Origin of the sequence: Nocardioides pantholopis (assembly GCF_003710085.1) — a bacterium.
Classification (GTDB): Bacteria; Actinomycetota; Actinomycetes; order Propionibacteriales; family Nocardioidaceae; genus Nocardioides; species Nocardioides pantholopis.
Genome location: NZ_CP033324.1, coordinates 1,226,465 through 1,246,955 on the forward strand (window position 1 = coordinate 1,226,465; position 20,491 = coordinate 1,246,955).

The window sequence follows — 20,491 nt, forward strand, 5'->3', positions numbered from 1 at the left end:
GTGGTTGACTGGGGGTGTGACGCGTCGTCGGCCGTAAGCAATGCGGTGATCGACGCCAGAAGGATCGGGAAGTGGCCGTCGTGCCTGTCCGAGTTGCCCTTGCCAACGACTACGAGGTCGTGATGCGCGGCCTCGCCGCGATCCTCCATGATCACGCCGACCGGGTGGAGGTCGTCGAGTCGACCACCGCGACCGGGGTGGCGGCCGACGTCGACATCATCCTCGTCGACATGTTCGGCCGGCCACCAGGCGATGAGGAGAAGCTGCGCCGGCTGGTGCGCGAGAACGACGCGAAGGTCGTGATCTTCAGCTGGCAGAGCTACCCCGCCGGCGCCGCACGCGCGTACGGCGTCGCCGGGACCGTCCACAAGGGCATCAGCGGTGCGGAGCTCGCCGACGCGTTGGTCGCGATCCACGAAGGCAGCCGCCTGCCTCGGTCTCGGTCGGGGACCGCGCCGGACGGGGAAGCGGGCTGGTCCGGTGCCGAGTACGGGCTGGGAGCGCGGGAGGCCGAGATCCTGGCCCTGGTCGTGCAGGGGTTCACCAACCAGCAGATCGCGACGCAGACCTACCTGAGCATCAACACCGTCAAGACCTACATCCGCTCCTGCTACCGCAAGCTCGGCTTCACCAACCGCGCCCAGGCGGTCGCCTGGGGCTTCCAGCACGCCTTCGGGGTCGAGGACCCGCGGCAGAGCCCGCGCTCGCCGTGAGGGGTGCTCTCGACCCGGCCTTGCCCGCAGAGCAGTCGAGCCCCTGACCTGGTCCAGGTCAGGGGCTCGATCTGTTGGGGTGAGTAACGGGACTTGAACCCGCGACATCTGCGACCACAACGCAGCGCTCTACCAGCTGAGCTATACCCACCAAGGCTGGCTTCCCGGAGTGCGGGAGCCGGGCAGAAGTGTACGGGAACTACTCGCCGCTCGCGGAATCGGCCCCGGCATCGGGGTCGGGGATGCCGGTCAGCGAGCCGCCGTGCTTCTGGGCCAGGGCCCGCGCCGCGTCGCTGTCGATGCCCGGGGACGGCAGGAAGACCGCCTCCCGGTAGTAGCGCAGCTCCTCGATGCTCTCCTGGATGTCGGCCAGCGCGCGGTGGTTGCCGCGCTTCGCCGGGGCCTGGAAGTAGGCCTTGGGGAACCAGCGCCGCGAGAGCTCCTTGATCGAGGAGACGTCGACGATGCGGTAGTGCAGGAACGACTCGAGGTCGGGCATGTCGCGAGCCAGGAACGCGCGGTCGGTGCCGACGGTGTTCCCGGCCAGCGGCGGGCGGCTGCCGTCGGGACAGTGCTGCTTGATGTAGGCCAGCACCCGCTCCTCGGCCTCGGCCAGGGTGACCCCGTTGGCCAGCTCGGGCAGCAGGCCGGACTTCTCGTGCATCGAGCGCACGAAGTCGCCCATCTGCTCGAGCGCCTCGTCCGGGGGACGGACGATGATGTCGACGCCGTCGCCGAGCACGTTCAGGTCGAAGTCGGTGACCAGGGCCGCGACCTCGATCAGGGCGTCGGCACCGAGGTCGAGCCCGGTCATCTCGCAGTCGATCCAGACCAGTCGTTCGTTCACGAGGAGCCACCCTACGGCGTACCTCAGGTCCCGGGTCCTCGGGACCTTCGCCTCTCAGCGCCGACTCAGGCGACGGCCCTAGGGTGTCCTGCGTGAGGGAGTGGCTGGGTCTGCTGGCACGGGTGGTCGTCGGGGGCGTCTGGATCGCCGCCGGGGCCGCCAAGGTGACCGACCCCGCAGCGAGCGTGCAGGCCGTGCGTGCCTACGACCTGCTGCCGGACGCGGTGGTGCCGACCGTCGGCCACCTCCTCCCGGTCCTGGAGGTCGTCGTCGGCGCGACCCTGGTGCTCGGCGTGCTGGTGCGAGCCTCCGCGGTGCTCTCGGCGCTGCTGTTCGTGGCCTTCATCATCGGCATCGCCTCCGCGTGGAGCCGCGGCCTGCAGATCGACTGCGGCTGCTTCGGTGGCGGCGGGTACGACCCCGACGCCGCGTCGAAGTACCCCGTCGAGCTGGCCCGCGACGCGGTCCTGCTCGCGGTCTCGCTCTTCCTGGTCCGCTGGCCGCGCAGCAGGTACGCCGTGGACAACGTGCTGCTGCCGCAGCGGCGGCCGGCCGAGGACTCCCCGGACCAGGGCCGGGACCAGGGCCGGGACCAGGACCAGGACCCGGACCAGCTTCAGGATGAACACAGCACCGTCTCGTTGGAAGGTCAGAGCTGAATGTCGAACAAGAACGCCACGGCGTCACGCAGCAAGCGAGCGGCCGAGGCCGTGCGTGAGCAGGAGCGCGAGGAGCGCCGCCGCCGGTGGCTGATGATCGGCGGGGTCGTGGTGGCGCTGGTCGCGATCGTCGTCGCCGGGACGTTCGCGCTGCGGGCGACCGACCCGACCAAGGACGTCGAGGCGCCCGCCGCCGGGGCCGCGAGCTCCGGGGTGCAGGAGTACGGCGTGAGCATCGGCGACCCGGACGCCCCCCGCAAGGTCGTCATCTACGAGGACTTCCTGTGCCCGTTCTGCGGTGACCTCGAGGCCGCCACCCGCGAGGACCTGGTCCGGCTCGCCGACGAGGGCAAGGTCTTCGTCGAGTTCCGCCCCTTCGAGCTGCTGGGCGGGATCGGCGACTACTCCGCCCGCGTGACCAACGCGTTCGCGGTCGTGCTGCAGGAGGCCGGCGCCGAGCAGGCCAAGGCGTTCCACGACATCGCCTTCGAGGAGCAGCCGGACGAGGGCGGCCCGTACCCCGACGACGACGAGCTCGTCGAGTGGGCAGTGGCCGCCGGCGCCGACGAGGAGGCGGTCCGGGACGCGATCACCGAGGGCACCCAGCAGGAGTGGGTGGACCGGGCCACGCAGTCCGCCGAGGACGCCGGCGTGCGGTCCACGCCGACGGTCCTCGTCGACGGTGAGGTCTTCCAGGCCGGCGGAACCGCCGAGGAGCTCGGCGAGGCGCTCGTCGAGGAGCTGGACGGCTAAACGGCTGGCCAGGCGCTGGGCGGCCGGGCACACTGCTCCGGATGAGCGACCAGACCAACCTCAGCGCGTTCATCCGCGGGCTGCCCAAGGCCGAGCTGCACGTCCACCACGTCGGGTCCGCGTCGCCGCGGATCGTCAGCGAGCTGGCGGCGCGGCACCCGGGGACCGTCCCGAGCGACCTCGACGAGCTGCGCCGGTTCTTCGAGTTCCGCGACTTCGCGCACTTCATCGAGATCTACCTCGCGGTCGTCGCCCTGATCCGCACGCCGGAGGACATCCGCTACCTGACCTACGAGATCGGGCGGGAGATGGCCGAGGGGCAGCGGCTGCGCTACGCCGAGCTCACCTGCACGCCGTACACCTCGGTGCGTCCGTACGACGAGGGCGCCGGGATGGCGATCGAGGCCTACACCGAGGCCCTCGAGGACGCCCGGGTGGCGGTGCAGCGCGACTTCGGGCTGGTGCTGCGCTGGATCTACGACATCCCGGGCGAGTTCGGGCTGCCCGCCGCCGACGCGACCCTGGGCTACGCGCTGGACCACCGGCCCGACGCGCTGGTCGGGTTCGGGCTCGGCGGGCCCGAGACGGGGGTGCCGCGGGCGCAGTTCCGGCGGCACTTCGAGGCGGCGCGCGCGGCGGGGCTGCACAGCGTGCCGCACGCCGGGGAGACCACCGGCCCGGAGACCATCTGGGACGCCGTGCGGGTGCTGGGCGCCGAGCGGATCGGCCACGGCACGTCCGCGGCGCAGGACCCCGCCCTGCTGGCGCACCTGGCAGAGCACGGCATCCCGCTCGAGGTCGCCCCGACCTCGAACGTCGCCACGCGCGCGGTCGCGAGCCTGGCCGAGCACCCGATCCGCGCCTTCCGCGACGCCGGGGTCACGATCACCGTGAACTCCGACGACCCGCCGATGTTCGCCACCTCCCTGACCCAGGAGTACGCCGTGGCGGCGGAGCTGCTCGAGCTCGACCAGGCGGGGGTGGCCGAGCTGGCCCGGACCGCGGTCCGGGTGTCCTTCGCCGAGGACGACGTACGCCGCCGGGTGCTCGCCGAGATCGACGAGTACGCCGCCACGCAGGCCCTCGTGCGCTGAGCGGCCACGCCCGGAGGGGTGATGGTGTCCGCCGAGGGGTCCGGGTACAGAACGGGCCGTGACCACCCTCAGCGCGCCCGCGGGCACCGATAGCTCCCGCCCCGACCAGCTGGTGGTCGCCTCGGTCCCGGCCGGGCACGTCTACGTCCGGCACCTGGCCCCCGAGACCGGGCCGGGAGCGGTCCGGCTGCCCGACCCCGACCCCGACTCCCCGGAGCGCTCCGCTGTCGAGAAGTGGTGGCCGCCGGTGATGCTGGACCCGCGGTGGGCGGCGGAGGCCGACTTCGACCTGATGCACCTGCAGTTCGGCTTCGACTCCTGCTCGCTGGAGCAGCTGCACGAGCTGGTGGCCACGCTGCGTCGCCGCGGCAAGCCGCTGGTCTTCACGGTGCACGACCTGCGCAACCCGCACCACCTCGAGCGGGGCGTGCACGACGCCCAGCTCGACGTGCTGGTGCCGGCCGCCGACGCCGTGGTGACGCTGACCCGGGGCGCCGCGGCGGAGATCCGACGGCGCTGGGACCGCGAGGCGCTGGTGCTGCCGCACCCGCACGTCGTGGACCTCCCGACGATGGTGCTCGCGCAGCAGGCCCGGGCCCACCGCCGCACCGACCGGTTCCGGGTCGGGGTGCACGCCAAGAGCCTGCGGGCCAGCATGGACCCGCTGCGGATCCTGCCGACCCTGGTCGACACGGTGCGCGGGCTGCCCGGTGCGGTGCTCCAGGTGAACGTCCACCACGACGTCCACGACCGCGACGGGGCGCGCCACGACGCCGAGCTCACGGCGTACCTGGACTCCGGGCAGGCGCGCGGCGACCTGGAGCTGGCGGTCCACGACTTCCTGCCCGACGCCGACCTGTGGGACTACCTGAGCTCCCTCGACGTCTCGGTGCTGCCCTACCGCTTCGGCACCCACTCCGGGTGGCTGGAGGCCTGCCGCGACCTCGGCACCACCGTGGTCGCGCCCAGCTGCGGCTACTTCGCCGACCAGGGCCCGGTGCTGGGCTACGTCCACGACGAGGAGCGGGGCTTCGATCCCGACTCGCTGGCGGCCGCGATCGTCGAGGCCCACCGGAGCCGGCCCCGGCTCGGCGTCGGGGTCGAGGAGCGCCGGACCCAGCGGGCGGAGGTCGCGGCGGCGCACGAGCGGCTCTACCGCGCCGTGGCCGCCCGATGAGGATCTGCCTGATCGCGTCGAGCAGGTTCCCGGTCCGTGAGCCGTTCGCCGGCGGGCTGGAGGCGATGACCGCCCACCTCGCGCGCGAGCTGGTGCGGCGGGGCCACGACGTCGCGGTCTTCGCCGCCCCCGGGTCGGACCCGGACCTGCCGGTGACCGAGCTGCCGCTGCCGGTCTTCGCGTCGAGCCCCGCCGCCCGCGCCGACGTCGGCGCCCCGCCCGAGGCCTGGATGGCCGAGCACCACGCCTACCTGGGCCTGATGCTGGAGCTGGCCCGCACCGGCGCCGAGCGCTTCGACGTCGTGCACAACAACAGCCTGCACCACCTGCCGGTCGCGATGGCCTCGGCCGTTCCGGTCCCGATGGTGACCACCCTGCACACGCCGCCGGTGCCGTGGCTGGAGTCAGCGATCGCCCTGGACCCCGACGCGTCCCGCTTCATCGCGGTGAGCCGCTTCACCGCCGACGCGTGGCGGCACCGGGTGAGCAGCCGCACCGTGCACAACGGCGTCGACACCGACGTCTGGCGCCTCGGGGAGGGCGGCGGCCGGGCGGTCTGGTCGGGGCGGCTGGTGCCCGAGAAGGCGCCGCACGTCGCGATCGACGCCGCCCGCGAGGCCGGGATGCCGCTGGTGCTGCTCGGCCCGGTGCTGGACCCGGCGTACTTCGCGCGGGAGGTGGCGCCCCGCCTCGGTGGCGACGTCGAGTACGCCGGCCACCTGCCCCAGCACCGGATCGCCGCGCTGCTGGCGGCGGCCTCGGTCGCGGTGGTCACGCCCGCCTGGGACGAGCCGTACGGGCTGGTCGCCGCCGAGGCGATGGCCTGCGGGACCCCGGTCGCCTCCTACGCCCGCGGCGCGCTGCCCGAGGTGGTCGCCCCGCAGGCGGGTCGGCTGGCGCCGCCCGGGGACGTCGCGGCGCTGGCGACCGCGATCCGCGAGGCCGCGGGACTGGACCGAGCGGCCGTGCGCGAGCACGCGGTGCGGCACTGCTCGCTGGACCGGATGGTCAGCGAGTACGAGCGCTGCTACGCCGAGCTGGTCGCCGGCCCGGTCGCCGCGTGAGGCCGGGACCGTGATCGGCTACTACGTCCACCACCAGGGCGCCGGGCACCAGCACCGGGCGGCGGCGCTGGCGCGCGCGCTGGACGAGCCCGTCGTGGGCATCTCCTCAGCCCCGCGCCCGGCCGACTGGCCGGGGGAGTGGCTGCACCTGGACCGCGACGACGAGGGCGGGACGGCCCTCGACCCGACCGCGGCCGGGCGGCTGCACTGGGTCCCGCTCGGCGACGCCGGCCTGCGCCGGCGTACCGCCCGGGTCGCGCGGTGGCTCGACGCGGCCCGTCCGCGGCTGCTGGTCGCCGACGTCTCCGTGGAGATCGCGCTGCTGGCCCGGTTGCACGGCGTCCCGGTCGTGACGGTGGTGGTGCCCGGCTGCCGGGGCGACGCCGCGCACCGGCTCGGCTTCGACGTCTCCGCCGAGCTGGTCGGCCTGTGGCCGCCCGAGGCGGCCGGGATGCTGCGTGACGTCCCCGCCGAGGTGGCGGGCCGGGTGCGGGCGCTGGGCGGGCTCTCGCGCTTCCCGGTACGCCGTCCCCGGCCGCGGCGGCCCGGCCCGCCGCGGGTGGCCTACCTGGCCGGGACGGGCGGCCGGGTCGACGACGCCCTGGACGCGGCGCGCGCCCAGACCCCGGGCTGGGAGTGGAGCGTGCTGAGCCGGCAGCACGGCTCCTGGGTGGCCGACCCCCGCGCCGTCGTCGAGGACGCGGACGTCGTGGTGACCCACGCCGGCCAGAACGCGCTGGCCGAGGTGGCCGCGGCGCGCCGGCCCGCCGTGGTGGTGCCGCAGCCGCGCCCGCACGACGAGCAGGTGACGACCGCCGACGTCCTGGCCGCCGGGCCGTGGCCGGCGCTGGTGGAGCCGGTGTTCCCGGCGCAGGGCTGGGAGCGGCGGCTCGCGGAGGCGGCCGCCCTGGACGGCGAGGCCTGGGCGCCGTGGTGCGACGGCGCTGCTGCACACCGGTTCGCGGCGCTGCTGCAGGGGACCCGATGAGCGGGCCCGTCCGGGTCGGGGTGGTGACGATCGCGTCCGGGCGCCACGAGCACCTGGCCGCGCAGCACGCGTCGCTCGCCGCCGGCAGCCGGCGGCCGGACACCTGGGTGCTGGTGGCGATGGACGACAGCGAGCTGGCGACCTGGCCGGAGCGCGACGGCCTACGCCCCGCCGTCCACCCGGTCGCGCGGGAGCCGCACGGGCTCCCGCTGGCTCGGGCCCGCAACACCGGCGTCGCGGCCGCCCTCGACGTGGGGTGCGACGTCGTGGTCTGCCTCGACGTCGACTGCCTCGCGGGTCCCGACCTCGTCGCGGCGTACGCCGACGTGGTCGGGCGGCGCCCCGGCACGGTCTGGTCCGGGCCGGTCACCTACCTCGACCCGCCCGGCCCGGCCGGCTACCCCCTGGACCGCCTGCCGGCGCTGGACGCCCCGCACCCGGCGCGGCCCGCCCCGGCGCCGGGGGAGGAGGTCGACGGTGCGAACCCCGACCTGTTCTGGTCGCTGTCCTTCGGGTTCTCCGCCGAGGCCTGGACCGCTGCCGGCGGGTTCGACGAGGCGTACGTCGGCTACGGCGGCGAGGACACCGACTTCGGCCGCCGGCTCGGGGCCGCGGGCGTCGGCCTCGGCTGGGTGGGAGCCGCTCGCGCCTACCACCAGTGGCACCCGGTCTCCGACCCGCCGGTCGAGCACCTCGACGACATCCTGCGCAACGCCGCGCTCTTCCACGACCGGTGGGGCGGATGGCCGATGGGCGGCTGGCTGAGCGAGTTCGAACGGCTCGGGCTGGTGGAGCAGCGTGCCGGCCGGTGGGTGCGGACAGCCGAGCGGGTCAGCGCCGGTCGGAGTGCCGGGTGACCATCACGTAGTCCTTGTGCGGGCCGGTGGTCCGCCAGGTCACGGTCCAGGCCCGGGCGTCGCCGGCGACCAGGCCGCGGTAGTGGTCGGCGCCGCAGGGGTGGTCGACCTCGCTGCCGACCGACCAGGGGTGGAAGTCCCGGCCGTCGGAGAAGAGCACCCACCAGCCCTCGTCGCCCCGGCGTACGACGTCGAGGGTGCGGCCGACCTCGACCGACCCGCCGGACCAGGTCATCACGCCCTCCTCGGTCCACCGGACGTGGTCCTCGGCGAGCCGGGCCAGGCTCGCGGAGCCGGTGACCCGGCGGACCTCGCCGCCGAGCCGGTCGTCGACCTCCCGCTCCAGCGTCCAGGTGCCGAGCAGGTCGGTCGGGAGCAGCGGAGCGTCGGTGGCGGGCACGCCCCCATTCTTCCCGACCGGCGGAGCCGCGGCGAACCCGATTATCCAGTGGGTCGGTGGACTAACATGGCTTCATGACCGCCGACACCCTCGCGCTCCCGACCTACGACGACGCCCGGGTCGTGGTGCCCGCGCCCGCCGCCGGCCCCGGCAACTGGGCGGGCGCCGCGAGCGCGGTGCTGCACGAGGGCGTGTTCTGGCTGACCTGGCGGGTGCGCCGGCCGCTGACCGACGGCCGCGGGGTCTCGGTGGTGGTGGCGCGCTCCGACGACGGCGAGCGCTTCGAGCCGGTCGTCGAGGTGCGCCGTGAGGCGTTCGGCGCGGAGTCCTTCGAGCGGCCGGTCCTGGTCCCGCTGCCGGGCGGGGGCTGGCGGCTCTACCTCTCCTGCGCCACCCCGGGCTCGAAGCACTGGTGGGTCGACAGCCTCACCGCCGCGAGCGTCGAGGGGCTGCCGCTGGGGGAGCGACGGATCGTGCTGCCCGGCGACGAGCGCACCGCTGTCAAGGACCCGGTCATCCTCCGCGGCGAGCACGGCTGGGACATGTGGCTGTGCTGCCACCCGCTGACCGAGACCGGCGCCGAGGACCGGATGACGACCCGGCACCTCACCAGCGACGACGGCCTGAGGTGGACCGACCGCGGCGAGGTGCTCGTCGGCCGTCCGGGGAGCTGGGACGCCCGCGGCGCCCGGGTCACCGCGGTGCTGACCGAGGAGCCGCTCAGCGTGCTGTACGACGGACGCCCGGACGCCGCCTCGAACTGGCACGAGACGACCGGCGTGGCCCGGTGGGACGGCGAGCGGCTGGTCGCCGACGAGGCGCTGGCGCCGATCCGCTCGCCGCACTCCGACGGCGCGTTCCGGTACGCCGCGGCGGTGCCGCTGCCGTCGGGAGAGACCCGCTTCTACATCGAGGCCGCCCGGCCCGACGGCGCCCACGACCTGGTGACAGTGGTCCGCTGACCCGGCCCGGCGTTCCCGGCGTTCCCGGCCTTCCCGGCCTTCCCGGGCGGACGCCGGTCAGGCGCTGCGCTCGCTGAACGAGCCGCGGCTCTCGGTGGAGATCCAGTCGGCGAAGTCCTGGCCGGTGAGCCGGGAGAGCAGCGCCACGTCGTCCGCGAAGTGCGGAACCAGCCGCTCGCGGGCCTCCGCGGAGAGCTTGGGACGGTGGCCGCCCCCGGCCTGGAGCCGGCGGACCAGCGGCGCGCTGGCCCGCCGCCACACCTCGGGCGGCGCGAACTGCCCGAGCCGGGCCCCGGCCCGGACCACCGGCCCGAGGACGTCCGAGCGCAGGCCGGGCTCCACGAAGTTGCGCAGGTTGTCGCGCGGCACGGAGTCGACCACGCCCTCGTCGATGCCGAGGAAGCGGCAGGCTCGGTCCAGGGTCGCGGTGGGCTCGTCGACGAGCTCGCGGTAGCGCAGCACCAGGACCCGCGCGGGGTCGACGTACCGGTAGAGGTGCTCGAGCTGCTCGCCGTACCGGCCGAGGTCGGCGTAGCGCCAGAACGGCGCCCAGCCGTCCTCGACGCGCTGGTCCTGGAGGGCGAAGGCGGCCTCGAAGTCGGCGACCGGCTCGAGCCCGTCGCACCACAGGTGCATCCAGTTGCTGTACGCGCGGTCGATGGGGTCGCGCAGGAGCGCGATCAGCCGGACCTCGGGCAGCGCCTCGCCGATCCGGCGGTGGGCGCCGGTGTTCCACAGGTAGAACGCGGTGCTCTCGCCGCGCACCTGGTCGGGCCGGGCGGGCTCGAAGAGCCGCTCGTAGTCGCGGCGGCGCCAGAACCACTCCTGCTGGGAGTGCTTGTCGCCGGGTCCGCTCCACGCGGGCGGCGGCGCGTCGTCGCAGAGCCAGTACTTCGGCTCCTTCGGGGTCGTGGAGAAGACCTGGGGGTGCTGGGCGAGCGCGGCGTGCAGGGCGGTGGTGCCCGCCTTGGGGGCGCCGATGATCAGGAAGTCGGGCTGGAGCGAGCGGGTCACGGCGACCTCCGCGGTCGAACTGCCGGGTTCACGACGTCGCCGACAGTAATGGCGTGGACGGGCCCGGTCGACGGTTTCCGGCGAATGCGCCAGGGGCCGATGGTCAGTCCTCCCAGGGGGCCGAGTCGCCCATCTTGGCGTAGTACTTCGCCAGGTGGCTCTTGACCCGGTCGATGTCCTTGGCCGGCAGGTCGACGCCGCCGCGGGAGCCCTGCATCACGTTGCCCGCGGCGATCACGCCGCGGGGGACGGCCCGGAGCCGGCCGTCGACGACGTCGGCGACCAGCAGCTTGTACGCCGTGAAGTTCTCCTTGTTCTCGGCGTCGTACCAGACGTGGGCGTCGCGGTACTTCGGGTTGGGTCCGTCCTCGGCGTCGGCCCAGGCGCGCACCCGCTTCTCGGCGGCGGCGCCGTCCCACGCGCGGTCCCGGTCGGCCAGGGGCAGGTCCTGGAAGCTGGTCACGGCCACGGCGTACTCCTCCTCGCTGGTGGGCGCCCGGTACCCAGCCGGCGGGACGCATGCGGGGCGGCCCGGCGGGGGACCGGGGCGGCATGGATGATCAGCACCAGGAGAGGCCCACCACCAACAAGCCCCTGAACGGGCCCCGCAAGGGTGCCATCGGGCCGGCCTTCGCGGTCCTCGGCCTGGTGATCGTGGTCGTGGTGATCTTCGCGGTCATCACGCTGCTGCGCTACAACTCCTAGCGCAGCCCCGGGCCGCCGGCCGACGCGTCCTACGGGTCAGATCGCCCGGTAGGGGATCGCGGTGATGAACAGGACCCGCTCCGGGATCGTGTCCCGCTTCACCTGCACGGTGAGCTCGTGGCCGCGGGCCCGCGCCCGGCGCAGGGCGTTGACGATCGCGCTGACGGCCAGGCTGGAGAGGTAGGTGACCCGCGACAGGTCCAGCACCAGGAGCGGCTCGTCGCCGTAGTCGTCGAGCACCGCCTTCAGGTTCTCGATCTCCAGCTCGTCGAGATCGCCCTCGAGCTCAAGGACCCGCGGAGTCGCGGCCTGCGGCGTCGTGGCGGTCATCTGACCGACCGCCTGAGCGGCGTACGACGTTCGCGGAGCGGGGGTCGGGAAGCGGCGGTGACAGGGAGCATGGGTCGGACCTCTCGGTTCATGCCGAGGCGAGGGCGCCGACCGCTCCAGTATCGCGGCGGTCAAACCCCCTCCGTCACACCTTCCGGGGTGGGAGCCGGCGCCGGCCGGCGCATCCGCGCGACCCAGGGTGGGGTCACCGCTGGCGGGACCCGGTGCGCCCCCGGCAGGACTCGAACCTGCGACCGGCGGATTAGAAGGCCGCTGCTCTATCCAGCTGAGCTACGGAGGCTGGGGATCGGAATTGCAGTCGGGAGAACCCTCGGGATAACACCCGTGCGATCCACCCGACTTTGCAGCGCCGACCCGCGGGTCAGTCTAGGGGGTCTTGTCCGCGGACTGTTGCTGCACTTGCGGCAGGCCAGATCCTCCCCGCGTTGCCGCGCCAATCGTCGGTCACGTCCTGCGCCGGTCGGCGGATCCGTGCCAGCGAGCTCATCTGACTGTGCGCCAGCGCGGTGAGCGCAACCGGCCGCCGCACTCCTGGCGCGATCCGGTGCACCGCCCAGATAGACGCGGTGGCACAGCATCGGTCTCACGGGAGCCGCCTAGTAGCCACGATTGGCGTGCGGGTGTCTCGAGTGCGTGCAAGCCTGAGCGCATGGGTCTGTTCTCCCGCCAATCCCGCAATGCCGCCCCGCCCCCGAAGAGCGCCGTCCCGACGACAATCGTGACGGTTGCCTTCCGTGAACTCGGCTCCCGAGATCCACTCAGAAACTTCTCACCCGATCACGGCTACGCGTACACGTGGCCGTTTCCCTTACCGCCGCAGATCGGGCAATGGGCAGTCGCCGACGGTTGGGAGGGAGAGAGCAGCGTGGTCGTGGGCGCGTTGGGAATGCCTGCCCAAGCCAGAGGCATGGAACTGAAGGCGCTAAGCCGCCTGATCTCGCCCCTTGAAGTCGTGGCCGCGCAACAGCGACGCGACTCCCCATCGCACGCGTGGCTGGACCTCGCCCGCCGCGCGGCAGGCCTGCCAGTCGACCGTCCGTTGATCGACCGTGTCCCAGATGGCTTCGATCCCCTGCCGCCCGCTGCCGGTGAAGCAGGGATCAAGGCCGCCGATCACAACGGGAACGTCTGGTGGCGCGCCTACAACCTCTCCGCTGAACTAGGCCGCGATCCTGACGAGGCCCCAACCTTCAAGTCGATCGGGCAGCATTGGTATCGCGAACGCGATCGGCAGTCGAAGGCAGCAGACGAGCGACGCATGGCGCGCACCATCGCGACTATCGACCTCGGTGCCGCAATCCGGGACGTCCGGTCGCGCACTAGGGCCGAGGTTGAAGCCATGACGTTCGCCGGTCAGCCACTTTGGGACTGGCTCAAGCACGCCCAGGCACTCGAAAAGGACGGCCGCGCCGATGAGGCGCTGGCACTGCTCGAGGCCCTGATTATCGCCGCCGAGCAGGAAGCGAGTATCAGCGGGCGGGAGCCAGCGCCCGCATACACGGAGCGAGCAGCGATCATCCATCGCAAGCGACGTGACTATGTCGCCGAGATCGCTGCCGTGGAGCGGTGGATAAATGCCTGCCCTCCGGAGGAGCGCGGCCCTGGCGCGCTGCAGGGCAAGCTGGCCGAGCGGCTCGATCGAGCTCGTGAGCTGGCAGCCAAGAACACCGGATGAATGCCAGACGCGTGGCATCGGTTGCTCGATTTGCCGTGCGCTCGGAGCCGCTGCATTCGTCGCTAGTCGGCGTAAGAATCGCTCGCCTGTTTATTTCGCACTGCGTCGGGGTCTAAGACGATCCGGGGGGCAGCATCCTCGCTCTACAGGTTCTTGACGCCGAATGGAACGTGGACGCTCGGAACCAAGCTCTGCGTTCCTTCAAGGTGCGACATCTGGTCATCGAAGAAGATGTGGGGCTTCAAAATTCCGAGCACAGTGCTCTTCTCCCAACCACCTAGGAAGAAGCCGTCGTTCACTCGCAGACCCCAGGACTTCAAGGACTTGATGGCGCGGGCGTACGCGGGAGCGTTGCGAGCAGTCACGATTGAGACGAACAGGCGTCGCGCATAACGGGCGTCGTCCTTCGCTCTCGCGTCCTCGAGATCTTGGATCCGGTTGATCGCGCCAAGAAGATCCTTCATGGGACCCGGGGGCAGCGGAACCTCAGCCATCGTCGTCTCATGCTCGTGATAGCCCTCTATGCCTTCAGCGGCGTACACCCGTTCCGCGGAGTCATCAGCCAGTACCGCGTCGAAGTCGAACGCGACCCGCAGATCACGGTCCTCGGGATCATCCGCCTCAAGATCCGCCACCGAACCGACGACTTGTCCTGCCGGGAAGCCGAGTTCGGTGGCTTCGGCGACGTCCTTCGGGTTCGCCGACAGGAACAGCTTCATTCCGAACGCCGGTATGTACTTGTACGGCGAGCGCCCCTGCGTGAAGACCGCCCGTGTCATCGGCAGACCGTGGGTCTCGATCGAACGCATGACCCGCGCCCCAGTCTCGGGGTCGTTCCGCGACAGCACGATGACCTCAACGACCGGGGATGGCCCGGTAGCTAAGTCGTTCAGGCCGAGCAACCTCCTGATGAACGGGAACGCAATGCCAGGTGCGAGTTGCTCCTCGTACTGTGCTTCCTGGAACGCCCTGTACTCGTCTTCTCCCTGCTCGTCGAAGACTGCGTGTGACTCAGTCAGGTCGAAGAGCGCGCTCGACGCGACGCCGATAACGAGTGTGTCAGTCCATTGCATGGCCACGCTTCAACCGTACGAGTTCTATGACGACCTGGGATGCAAACCGGCCGAGCGGGTCCTAGTAAGCACGCGGACTCGGCGTGGGTCACCCTCCCGAACATGGGGCTTGTTCGCGTAGGGGTCGCATCCGCGAACGACGAACTCGAAGCCTCCTCTCTGGGATCGTGTCTTTCCGCAGCCTGTTGATGTCTGAGGTGTGACCTAGCCTGCTCGACATGTTCCCGCCGCCAATTGGACCAGAGCTCGCCCCAGACGTCGCCCGACGGCTCGATGACATTTACTTCGCCGCAGACCCCCTCGGATACTTCACAGCGCGTATCTCCAGCCTCCTCAACGGACTGATCTCCGAGCATGTCGACGACGAACCGCAACCGGCTTCGGAGCCATCACAGTTCGATAAGCTGGTTGGTGAGGTCGCCAAGACATACCGCAGCCCCACCTTGCAGGCCCGCAGATTACAGACCGCTATCGACGCCTTCGCCGTCCGCCACCACGCCGCCGAGACGCTTCTCCGTCTGGCCTACGTTCTTATCCGGCGCCGCAACGGTCTCGGGAGACCGAGCGTCTGGGCAGACGTGGAAGCCACCCCCACCGCCATGGGTGATGTTTTGAAGGGTATTCGCGAAGGCTTCAGCATTAACGCCGATAGGTGGGAGCAGTTCCGCGACCTCGTGTACCCGGCCGATGCGACCAACAGAGACGATCCGAACATCATCTCGGGTGTCACTACGTTCGCGGAGTGGTTCAACTTCTCCATTCAGTTGTTTGAGCAGGGTCCACTTGACGTATCTGCGGCGCACAACAAGTTCAAGCACGGTCTGGGCGTTCGCATCCGCGACGACTACCTCGTCACTTTGGTGACCGGCGGTCCCGACGAGCGCGGATACATACCGCAATCCGCTCTTAAAGGGGACGGAGCAGTCAACCTCTTCGACCGCACCGTGCTGCAGTTTCTCGCCACCCCCGGGCCACGCAAGCAAGGATCTGCACTGGAGAGCACCACCCTACGGCTGAGTCCCGATGTTCTCCTGGCCCAAGCAGCTCTCATCGCACACACCTACGCTGCGATGTTTTGCATCGCAGCGAAGGCGCACTTCAACGCCCGCAGCAACCGTCACGATGTCGATGCCGGTGACGACTGTCAGGAGTCTCCTGTTTTGACATACCCGGGCCTGCTGGTCAACGGGCCACTTCCCGAGCACATCACCATCGGCAAGGCGCTGGTGGGCATGAGGCAACCACTGACCCAGCGCCAAGACCGAAGCGACGCACGTGAGGCCGCTCTGTTCTACGCTGACGGCTCTTGGCAGACGTTTAAGGTCACCGGGCCCGCCAGGACTGGGCGCGTGGTCGACGGTTGAACGTGTCGAGCAGTCTGTCCCTGCTCTAGGCAAGTTGGGTCTGCTGCACGGATAGGTGACACCTTGACCTGCCCGGTCGGTTGGTCACCTGATCGGCTGAGGAGTCGAAGGCAGCCGCAGGAAGAGCGGCCGTTGTCCCGAAGTCGTATCCCGGGAATGGCAGTCCTTGTCGGGCAGCGCGGCGCCTTGTTTGCTAGACACGGCGCGCGCTCGTGCTGGTCCCGGCTCAGCGCCACGGTTCCAGGCTGTCCGGTGGGCGTACGTCGGCCGCCGCAGCGCCCGCCAGGGGCTGGGGCCCCGCCGTCAGGAGGCGGTGGTGCTGCCAGGCCCAGTGCACGAGCAGCCCGGCGGCCACCGATCCGAGCGAACCGAGCGCGAGGTCGCCCAGCGTGTCGGCGTACCGGTCCACGTTGCCCGAAGTGCTGAGGAACGCGTAGTACTCGGCGATCTCCCAGGCGAGCGCCGCGGTGACGCCGAAGGCGAGGGAGCGCTCGAGCACCTGTCCCAGGGTCGCGCGTGGCGGCAGGGTGAGGAGGATGAACGCAGCGGTCAGCACGCCGGTGTTGACGAAGTGCATGATGTCGTCGAACCACCGGAAGCTGTCGTAGAGGTCCATCCGGTTGCCCAGCGTGTCCGTGAAGCAGGTCAGGGTCGCCATCAGGTCCACGACCCACGGGAACGTCATCCGGCGACGCCATCGCAGGAACCAGGCGGCCGGGATCACGAACGCCATCAGCGGATAGCCGACCGCCCGGGCGGTGGCGCCCTTGCCCTCGAGGTGGCCGAGCTCGGGGTGCCGGATCGCGGTGAACAGCAGGACCAGGAGGAAGGCCTTGGCCGTCACGTTCAGGACGATGACGGGTCCCGGAACATGGGGCCGGACCGGGACCGAGGTGACGTGGCTCACGCAACCACGCTAGCGGGATCGACGAACCGCCAGCGCTGAGCGGGCCGTCGTCGTCGGTCTAGCACCGTCGGTGGAAGGCGATCTTCCCGCCGGGCAGGGTCCGGGTCTCGTACGCCGGGTCGTGGGCGCGGGCGTGGTGGCGGGGGCAGAGCAGCCGGCCGTTGGTCAGACTCGTGTCGCCGCCCAGGTGCCAGGGGATGACGTGGTGGCCGTGACACAGTCCCGGTGGCCAGTCGCAGCCCTCCGCGGTGCAGCCGCCGTCACGCAGTGCCATCGCGATCCGCTGGGCCTTGGTGAAGAGCCGCCGGGTGCGGCCCACGTCGAGGGGCTGACCGGCGCCGTCGAGGACGGCGGGGACGATCCCGGCCTGACAGGCCAGCCGCCGGGCCTCGCTGGCGGAGATGGTCTCGCCGGTGTGCAGCTGCGCGGCCCGCAGTCCGCCGACCAGCGACTCCATCTCCATCGTGACCACGATCGTCGCGGCCGTCCCGCCAGCGTCGGGGAGCCGGTCGGTCGGGTAGCGCTCGAGGTACTCGCAGAACGCCTGGCCCATCCGCTCCGGACCCGGCCGCCGCTCGGCTGACGTGCCGGCGCCGTTCACCGCGTGCTGGTGCTTCGGGGCCGCGAGCGCGAGGAGCGCGGTGCGGAGCATTGCCGCGTGGTGGGTCGGGATCGTGAACCGGCCGTGGGTCTTGCCGTGCCCGTCATCAGTCATCGTGAGCCGGGCGGCAGCCCGGGCCGCGGCCTCCTCTCGTTCCAGCCGGGCGGCCTCAACGGCGTCGGCGTGCTCGGGGGCGATGACCTCGATCAGCCGCTTGCCCAGTCTGCGTAGCGCGATGGCGTCGTGATGGCGCGCCTGGCCGAGGAGGAACTCCTCGGCCCGTAGTCGAGTGTCCCCGTCGACGTACTCCGCAGGCAGGTCGTCGACCGCGTCCACGACCACCTGCGCCTGATCGAGATGGACCCGGCCGGTGGCCAGCGCCTCCCGGACCGGGTCGTGGCGCGGGGTGTCCAACGACCGGGCCAGCCGCATCATGCGGTGGGTCTCGGGGCGGGTCAGCCGGGCCTCGTGGGCCCACCAGTTCGCCGTACTCGTCGCACCCACCGTGCCACCCACCTCGACGGTGTGGGCGTGGGCCGCGACCCGGAGCCGCAGCTCCTGGAGCCGGGCGATCTCGGCGGTCAGGTCCAGCAGCGCGGCCCCCGCCTCGGCGGCGTCCAGCGACCACACCGGGGCGTCCGCAACGACGTCCAGCGCCTCGTGCACGCACGCCACCGCCCGGGCCACCGGGTGCCCGGACCGGGGTGCGAACGCTGCCGTCATGTGACCTACTACACCACCGACCGCCGACAGTTCTGATCGCCTGTTTGCCCAGGTCAGACCCCCTGTGGACAACAACCCGGCGGGACCAGTCGGGTCGGCAACCGGCGCGACCAGAACGGCCGGGTCGGCGCCACGGGCGCGACCAGAACTGCCGGGTCGGCGCCCATCCACCGACCAGAACTGCCGGGTCGGCGTCAGGGGGCCGCGGGGAGCTGGCGCTTGTGCATCGTGCGGCCGTAGGCGGCTTCGATCACCGTGGCCACGTCCTCGCCCACGTCCTGCCCGGTCAGGTAAGCGTCGATCTGGGCGTAGGTGATCCCGTAGGCGACCTCGTCCGGAAGGCCCGGGCGGTCGTCCTCGAGGTCGGCCGTCGGCGTCTTCTCGACCAGCGCGGCCGGGGCCCGCAGGAACGTGCCGAGCGCGCGCACCTGGGACTTGGTCAGCCCGGCGAGCGGGGTGACGTCGCAGGCCCCGTCGCCGTGCTTGGTGAAGAACCCCATCACCGCCTCCGCGGCATGGTCGGTGCCGACCACGAGCGAGGAGGCGTGGGCGGCGACGGCGTACTGGGCGATCATCCGCGCCCGGGCCTTCACGTTGCCGCGGTTGAAGTCCTCGGCGGCCCGGGTCACGGGCGGGAGCACCCCGGCGATGCCGTCGGTGACGGCGTCCTGCATCGCGTCGACCGAGGCGCCGATGTCGACGGTGACCGTGCGGTCGGGGGCGATGAACGCCAGCGCGGCCTGGGCGTCCGCCTCGTCACGCTGGGAGTGGTAGGGCAGCCGGACGGCGGTGAACGCCGCCCCGGCGCGGCGGCAGGCCTCCTGCGCCAGCTTGCCGGCCACCGTCGAGTCGACCCCGCCGCTGATCCCCAGCACGTAGCCGCCGGCCCCGGACCGGGCCAGGTAGTCGGCGAGGAACCCGATGCGCCGCTCGGCCTCGGCCTGCGGATCGATGGACTCCGCGACGCCGAGCGCGTCGATGATCTCCTGCTGCCGGGTGCTCATGAGGGGTCCTCGGTCTCGGTCGGGTCGGGGCTGCCAGTGCTGTTGCCAGTGCTGTGGTCCGTGCGCACGAGGGTCCCGGTGTCCAGCCGGCCCTCGTACAGCCGGCCGCGGTAAGGCCGCATGATCGGGGGGTGGAGCGACGCCGCGCCGCCGGCTCGCAGCAGCGTGCTGGGAGCGCCGCCGGCGGGGCCCGAGGGGCGCTTGTCGTCGAGCTCCTCGACGAAGCCGTGGGACTTGGACACCTTGCGGTGGAAGTTCGAGGCCGGGAGCTTGGTGTCCCAGACGATGTCGTAGACCCGGCGCAGGTCGCCCTTGGTGAACGTCGGCTCGCAGAACGCCGTCGCCAGCGTCGTGTACTCGAGCTTCGCGGCGGCCCGCTCGAGGGCGTCGGCGAGGATCCGGGCGTGGTCGAAGGCCAGCGGGACCTGCTCCTCGACCAGGTCCCGGACCGCCCAGAACCGGGCGTCCTCGGCGTCGGAGCCGAACGTCGGGGTCTCCAGGTGGGGGATCATCGCGAGGTAGGCCACCGAGATGATCCGGCCGCGCGGGTCGCGGTGCGGGTCGCCGTAGGTCTGGAGCTGCTCGAGGTGACCGCGCGGGCTGGTCATCCCGGTCTCCTCCTGCAGCTCGCGCAGCGCGGCCTCGTACAGCGTCTCGTCCGGCTCCACGAAGCCGCCGGGCAGCGCCCACCTGCCCCGGTACGGGAACCCCTTGCGCTTGACCAGCGGCAGGCTCAGCTCGCCGTTGCGGATGGTGAGGACGATGATGTCGGCCGTCGTGAACGTGCTCGGGTACGCCGAGGGGTCGTAGCCGCGCAGGTATTCGGCCTCCTCCTCGCTCTCGGGGACGTACGCCGGCAGCCGGTCGGTCGGGGACATGGTGGGTTCCTCAGCGGTGGATGGTGCGGTCGTCGGTCCCATGGTGCCCGGGTCCCGGTCCGCTCAGCGGTCCAGGCCGTGGCCGGTGCGGATCTCCTCGGCCCCCGCCGAGCGCATCTCCGCGCGGGCCGCGGCGCCGAGCTCGGCGGTCACCGGGACTGTCAAGTCGACCAGGAGCCGGGTGCGCAGCCCGGCCCGCACGGCGTCCAGCACGGTCTCCTTGACGCAGTGGCTCTCCGCGATGCCGCACACGTCGACCGCCTCCACCCCGCGCTCGCGCAGCGCCTCGGCGAGCGGGGTGCCGGCCTGGTCGGTGCCGTCGAAGCCGGAGTACGCCGCGGCGTACGCGCCCTTGTGGATCGTGAGGTCCGCGCCGCCGAGAGTCGCCAGCGCCTCGGCGGTCGCGGGGTGGATCTCGGCGTTCTCGGTGCCGGCGACACCGTGCGCGGGCCAGCTGTCGACGAAGTCGGGGGCGTCGGAGAAGTGCGCCCCGGGGTCGATGTGCCGGTCCTGGGTGGTGACGACGAGCTCGTAGTCGGGGCGGGACGCGTGGAGGTACGCGGCGACGGCCGCTGCAACCTCGTTGCCGCCCTCGACGGGCAGCTCCCCGCCCTCGCAGAAGGTGGGCTGGACGTCGACGATGATCAGGGCGGTGCTCGGGGCGATGGGCAGAGTGGGCATG

Annotated in this window: 23 protein-coding genes and 2 tRNA genes; 12 read left to right on the forward strand and 13 right to left on the reverse strand. The window is 71.9% G+C overall.

Translation table 11 applies throughout. The features are described 5' to 3' along the window. Positions 1 to 71: 71 nt before the first annotated feature. A complete protein-coding gene (locus EBO35_RS05830; protein WP_122816888.1) occupies positions 72 to 713 on the forward strand; it encodes a response regulator transcription factor in 642 nt (213 codons plus the stop codon). A 75-nt stretch (positions 714 to 788) separates the two neighbouring features. Here the strand turns inward: EBO35_RS05830 and EBO35_RS05835 are convergent. After that, positions 789 to 864: transfer RNA gene (locus EBO35_RS05835), tRNA-His, on the reverse strand. A 48-nt stretch (positions 865 to 912) separates the two neighbouring features. Continuing rightward, the gene (orn, locus tag EBO35_RS05840; protein WP_122816889.1) at positions 913 to 1,560 is read right to left on the reverse strand and encodes an oligoribonuclease; all 648 of its coding nucleotides are present in this window, start codon (positions 1,558 to 1,560) and stop codon (positions 913 to 915) included. Between the two features lie 92 nt (positions 1,561 to 1,652). Here orn and EBO35_RS05845 point away from each other — a divergent pair, with 92 nt between their 5' ends. The 7 genes from EBO35_RS05845 to EBO35_RS05875 are packed head-to-tail and all read left to right on the forward strand — an operon-like array spanning position 1,653 to position 8,152. After that, positions 1,653 to 2,219, forward strand: coding sequence for a MauE/DoxX family redox-associated membrane protein (locus tag EBO35_RS05845; protein WP_241153881.1), 567 nt, complete (start codon positions 1,653 to 1,655; stop codon positions 2,217 to 2,219). Beyond that, entirely contained in the window at positions 2,220 to 2,972 is a 753-nt protein-coding gene (locus EBO35_RS05850) for a DsbA family protein (RefSeq protein WP_122816890.1), read from the forward strand. 41 nt (positions 2,973 to 3,013) lie between these two features. Then, complete coding sequence (locus EBO35_RS05855; protein WP_122816891.1) at positions 3,014 to 4,066, forward strand: adenosine deaminase; 1,053 nt, start codon at positions 3,014 to 3,016, stop codon at positions 4,064 to 4,066. Positions 4,067 to 4,124: 58 nt separating this feature from the next. Then, positions 4,125 to 5,243, forward strand: coding sequence for a glycosyltransferase family protein (locus tag EBO35_RS05860; RefSeq protein ID WP_241153882.1), 1,119 nt, complete (start codon positions 4,125 to 4,127; stop codon positions 5,241 to 5,243). Then, positions 5,240 to 6,307, forward strand: coding sequence for a glycosyltransferase (locus EBO35_RS05865; RefSeq protein WP_122816892.1), 1,068 nt, complete (start codon positions 5,240 to 5,242; stop codon positions 6,305 to 6,307). Before EBO35_RS05860 ends, EBO35_RS05865 begins: the two co-directional genes overlap by 4 nt. A 10-nt stretch (positions 6,308 to 6,317) precedes the next feature. Next, positions 6,318 to 7,295: a glycosyltransferase gene (locus EBO35_RS05870; protein ID WP_122816893.1), complete on the forward strand. Its 978-nt coding sequence runs from the start codon at positions 6,318 to 6,320 to the stop codon at positions 7,293 to 7,295. Further along, the gene (locus EBO35_RS05875; protein WP_122816894.1) at positions 7,292 to 8,152 is read left to right on the forward strand and encodes a glycosyltransferase family 2 protein; all 861 of its coding nucleotides are present in this window, start codon (positions 7,292 to 7,294) and stop codon (positions 8,150 to 8,152) included. The genes EBO35_RS05870 and EBO35_RS05875 overlap by 4 nt, the downstream gene beginning before the upstream one ends. On the opposite strand, the gene EBO35_RS05880 is transcribed toward EBO35_RS05875, so the two are convergent. Then, on the reverse strand, positions 8,127 to 8,552 hold the full coding sequence (locus tag EBO35_RS05880; protein ID WP_122816895.1) for a DUF6314 family protein: 426 nt from the start codon (positions 8,550 to 8,552) through the stop codon (positions 8,127 to 8,129). The two genes, EBO35_RS05875 and EBO35_RS05880, sit on opposite strands and share 26 nt — an antisense overlap. Positions 8,553 to 8,626: 74 nt before the next feature. Between EBO35_RS05880 and EBO35_RS05885 the strand changes: the two genes are divergently transcribed. Continuing rightward, the gene (locus EBO35_RS05885) at positions 8,627 to 9,514 is read left to right on the forward strand and encodes an immunoglobulin domain-containing family protein (protein ID WP_122816896.1); all 888 of its coding nucleotides are present in this window, start codon (positions 8,627 to 8,629) and stop codon (positions 9,512 to 9,514) included. 57 nt (positions 9,515 to 9,571) lie between these two features. On the opposite strand, the gene EBO35_RS05890 is transcribed toward EBO35_RS05885, so the two are convergent. Both EBO35_RS05890 and EBO35_RS05895 read right to left on the reverse strand, forming a co-directional pair. Beyond that, the gene (locus EBO35_RS05890; protein ID WP_241153883.1) at positions 9,572 to 10,528 is read right to left on the reverse strand and encodes a sulfotransferase family protein; all 957 of its coding nucleotides are present in this window, start codon (positions 10,526 to 10,528) and stop codon (positions 9,572 to 9,574) included. A gap of 103 nt (positions 10,529 to 10,631) precedes the next feature. Beyond that, complete coding sequence (locus EBO35_RS05895; RefSeq protein WP_122816897.1) at positions 10,632 to 10,997, reverse strand: hypothetical protein; 366 nt, start codon at positions 10,995 to 10,997, stop codon at positions 10,632 to 10,634. Positions 10,998 to 11,080: 83 nt separating this feature from the next. On the opposite strand from EBO35_RS05895, the gene EBO35_RS19390 reads away from it, so the two are divergent. Beyond that, positions 11,081 to 11,233, forward strand: a complete 153-nt coding sequence (locus EBO35_RS19390) for a hypothetical protein (RefSeq protein WP_164477837.1) — start codon at positions 11,081 to 11,083, stop codon at positions 11,231 to 11,233. Positions 11,234 to 11,269: 36 nt separating this feature from the next. On the opposite strand, the gene EBO35_RS05900 is transcribed toward EBO35_RS19390, so the two are convergent. Both EBO35_RS05900 and EBO35_RS05905 read right to left on the reverse strand, forming a co-directional pair. Beyond that, complete coding sequence (locus tag EBO35_RS05900; protein WP_122816898.1) at positions 11,270 to 11,563, reverse strand: STAS domain-containing protein; 294 nt, start codon at positions 11,561 to 11,563, stop codon at positions 11,270 to 11,272. 227 nt (positions 11,564 to 11,790) lie between these two features. After that, positions 11,791 to 11,864: transfer RNA gene (locus EBO35_RS05905), tRNA-Arg, on the reverse strand. A gap of 369 nt (positions 11,865 to 12,233) precedes the next feature. Here EBO35_RS05905 and EBO35_RS19395 point away from each other — a divergent pair. Beyond that, positions 12,234 to 13,259 (forward strand): hypothetical protein, encoded by a 1,026-nt coding sequence (locus EBO35_RS19395; RefSeq protein WP_164477838.1) that lies wholly within the window; start codon positions 12,234 to 12,236, stop codon positions 13,257 to 13,259. 143 nt (positions 13,260 to 13,402) lie between these two features. Here the strand turns inward: EBO35_RS19395 and EBO35_RS05920 are convergent, their stop codons facing one another. After that, on the reverse strand, positions 13,403 to 14,332 hold the full coding sequence (locus EBO35_RS05920) for a 5'-nucleotidase (RefSeq protein ID WP_122819365.1): 930 nt from the start codon (positions 14,330 to 14,332) through the stop codon (positions 13,403 to 13,405). Positions 14,333 to 14,550: 218 nt separating this feature from the next. On the opposite strand from EBO35_RS05920, the gene EBO35_RS05925 reads away from it, so the two are divergent. Beyond that, entirely contained in the window at positions 14,551 to 15,696 is a 1,146-nt protein-coding gene (locus EBO35_RS05925) for a hypothetical protein (RefSeq protein WP_122816901.1), read from the forward strand. 226 nt (positions 15,697 to 15,922) lie between these two features. Here the strand turns inward: EBO35_RS05925 and EBO35_RS05930 are convergent, their stop codons facing one another. The 5 genes from EBO35_RS05930 to EBO35_RS05950 form a co-directional block, all read right to left on the reverse strand. After that, positions 15,923 to 16,603, reverse strand: a complete 681-nt coding sequence (locus EBO35_RS05930; RefSeq protein WP_122816902.1) for a hypothetical protein — start codon at positions 16,601 to 16,603, stop codon at positions 15,923 to 15,925. A 58-nt stretch (positions 16,604 to 16,661) separates the two neighbouring features. Next, positions 16,662 to 17,927: an HNH endonuclease signature motif containing protein gene (locus EBO35_RS05935; RefSeq protein ID WP_122816903.1), complete on the reverse strand. Its 1,266-nt coding sequence runs from the start codon at positions 17,925 to 17,927 to the stop codon at positions 16,662 to 16,664. 194 nt (positions 17,928 to 18,121) lie between these two features. After that, a complete protein-coding gene (gene nadE / locus EBO35_RS05940; RefSeq protein ID WP_122816904.1) occupies positions 18,122 to 18,931 on the reverse strand; it encodes an ammonia-dependent NAD(+) synthetase in 810 nt (269 codons plus the stop codon). Continuing rightward, the gene (locus EBO35_RS05945) at positions 18,928 to 19,809 is read right to left on the reverse strand and encodes an NUDIX hydrolase (protein WP_164477839.1); all 882 of its coding nucleotides are present in this window, start codon (positions 19,807 to 19,809) and stop codon (positions 18,928 to 18,930) included. The genes nadE and EBO35_RS05945 overlap by 4 nt, the downstream gene beginning before the upstream one ends. 63 nt (positions 19,810 to 19,872) lie before the next feature. Next, positions 19,873 to 20,490, reverse strand: coding sequence for an isochorismatase family protein (locus tag EBO35_RS05950; protein ID WP_122816905.1), 618 nt, complete (start codon positions 20,488 to 20,490; stop codon positions 19,873 to 19,875). Between the last annotated feature and the right edge of the window lies 1 nt (position 20,491).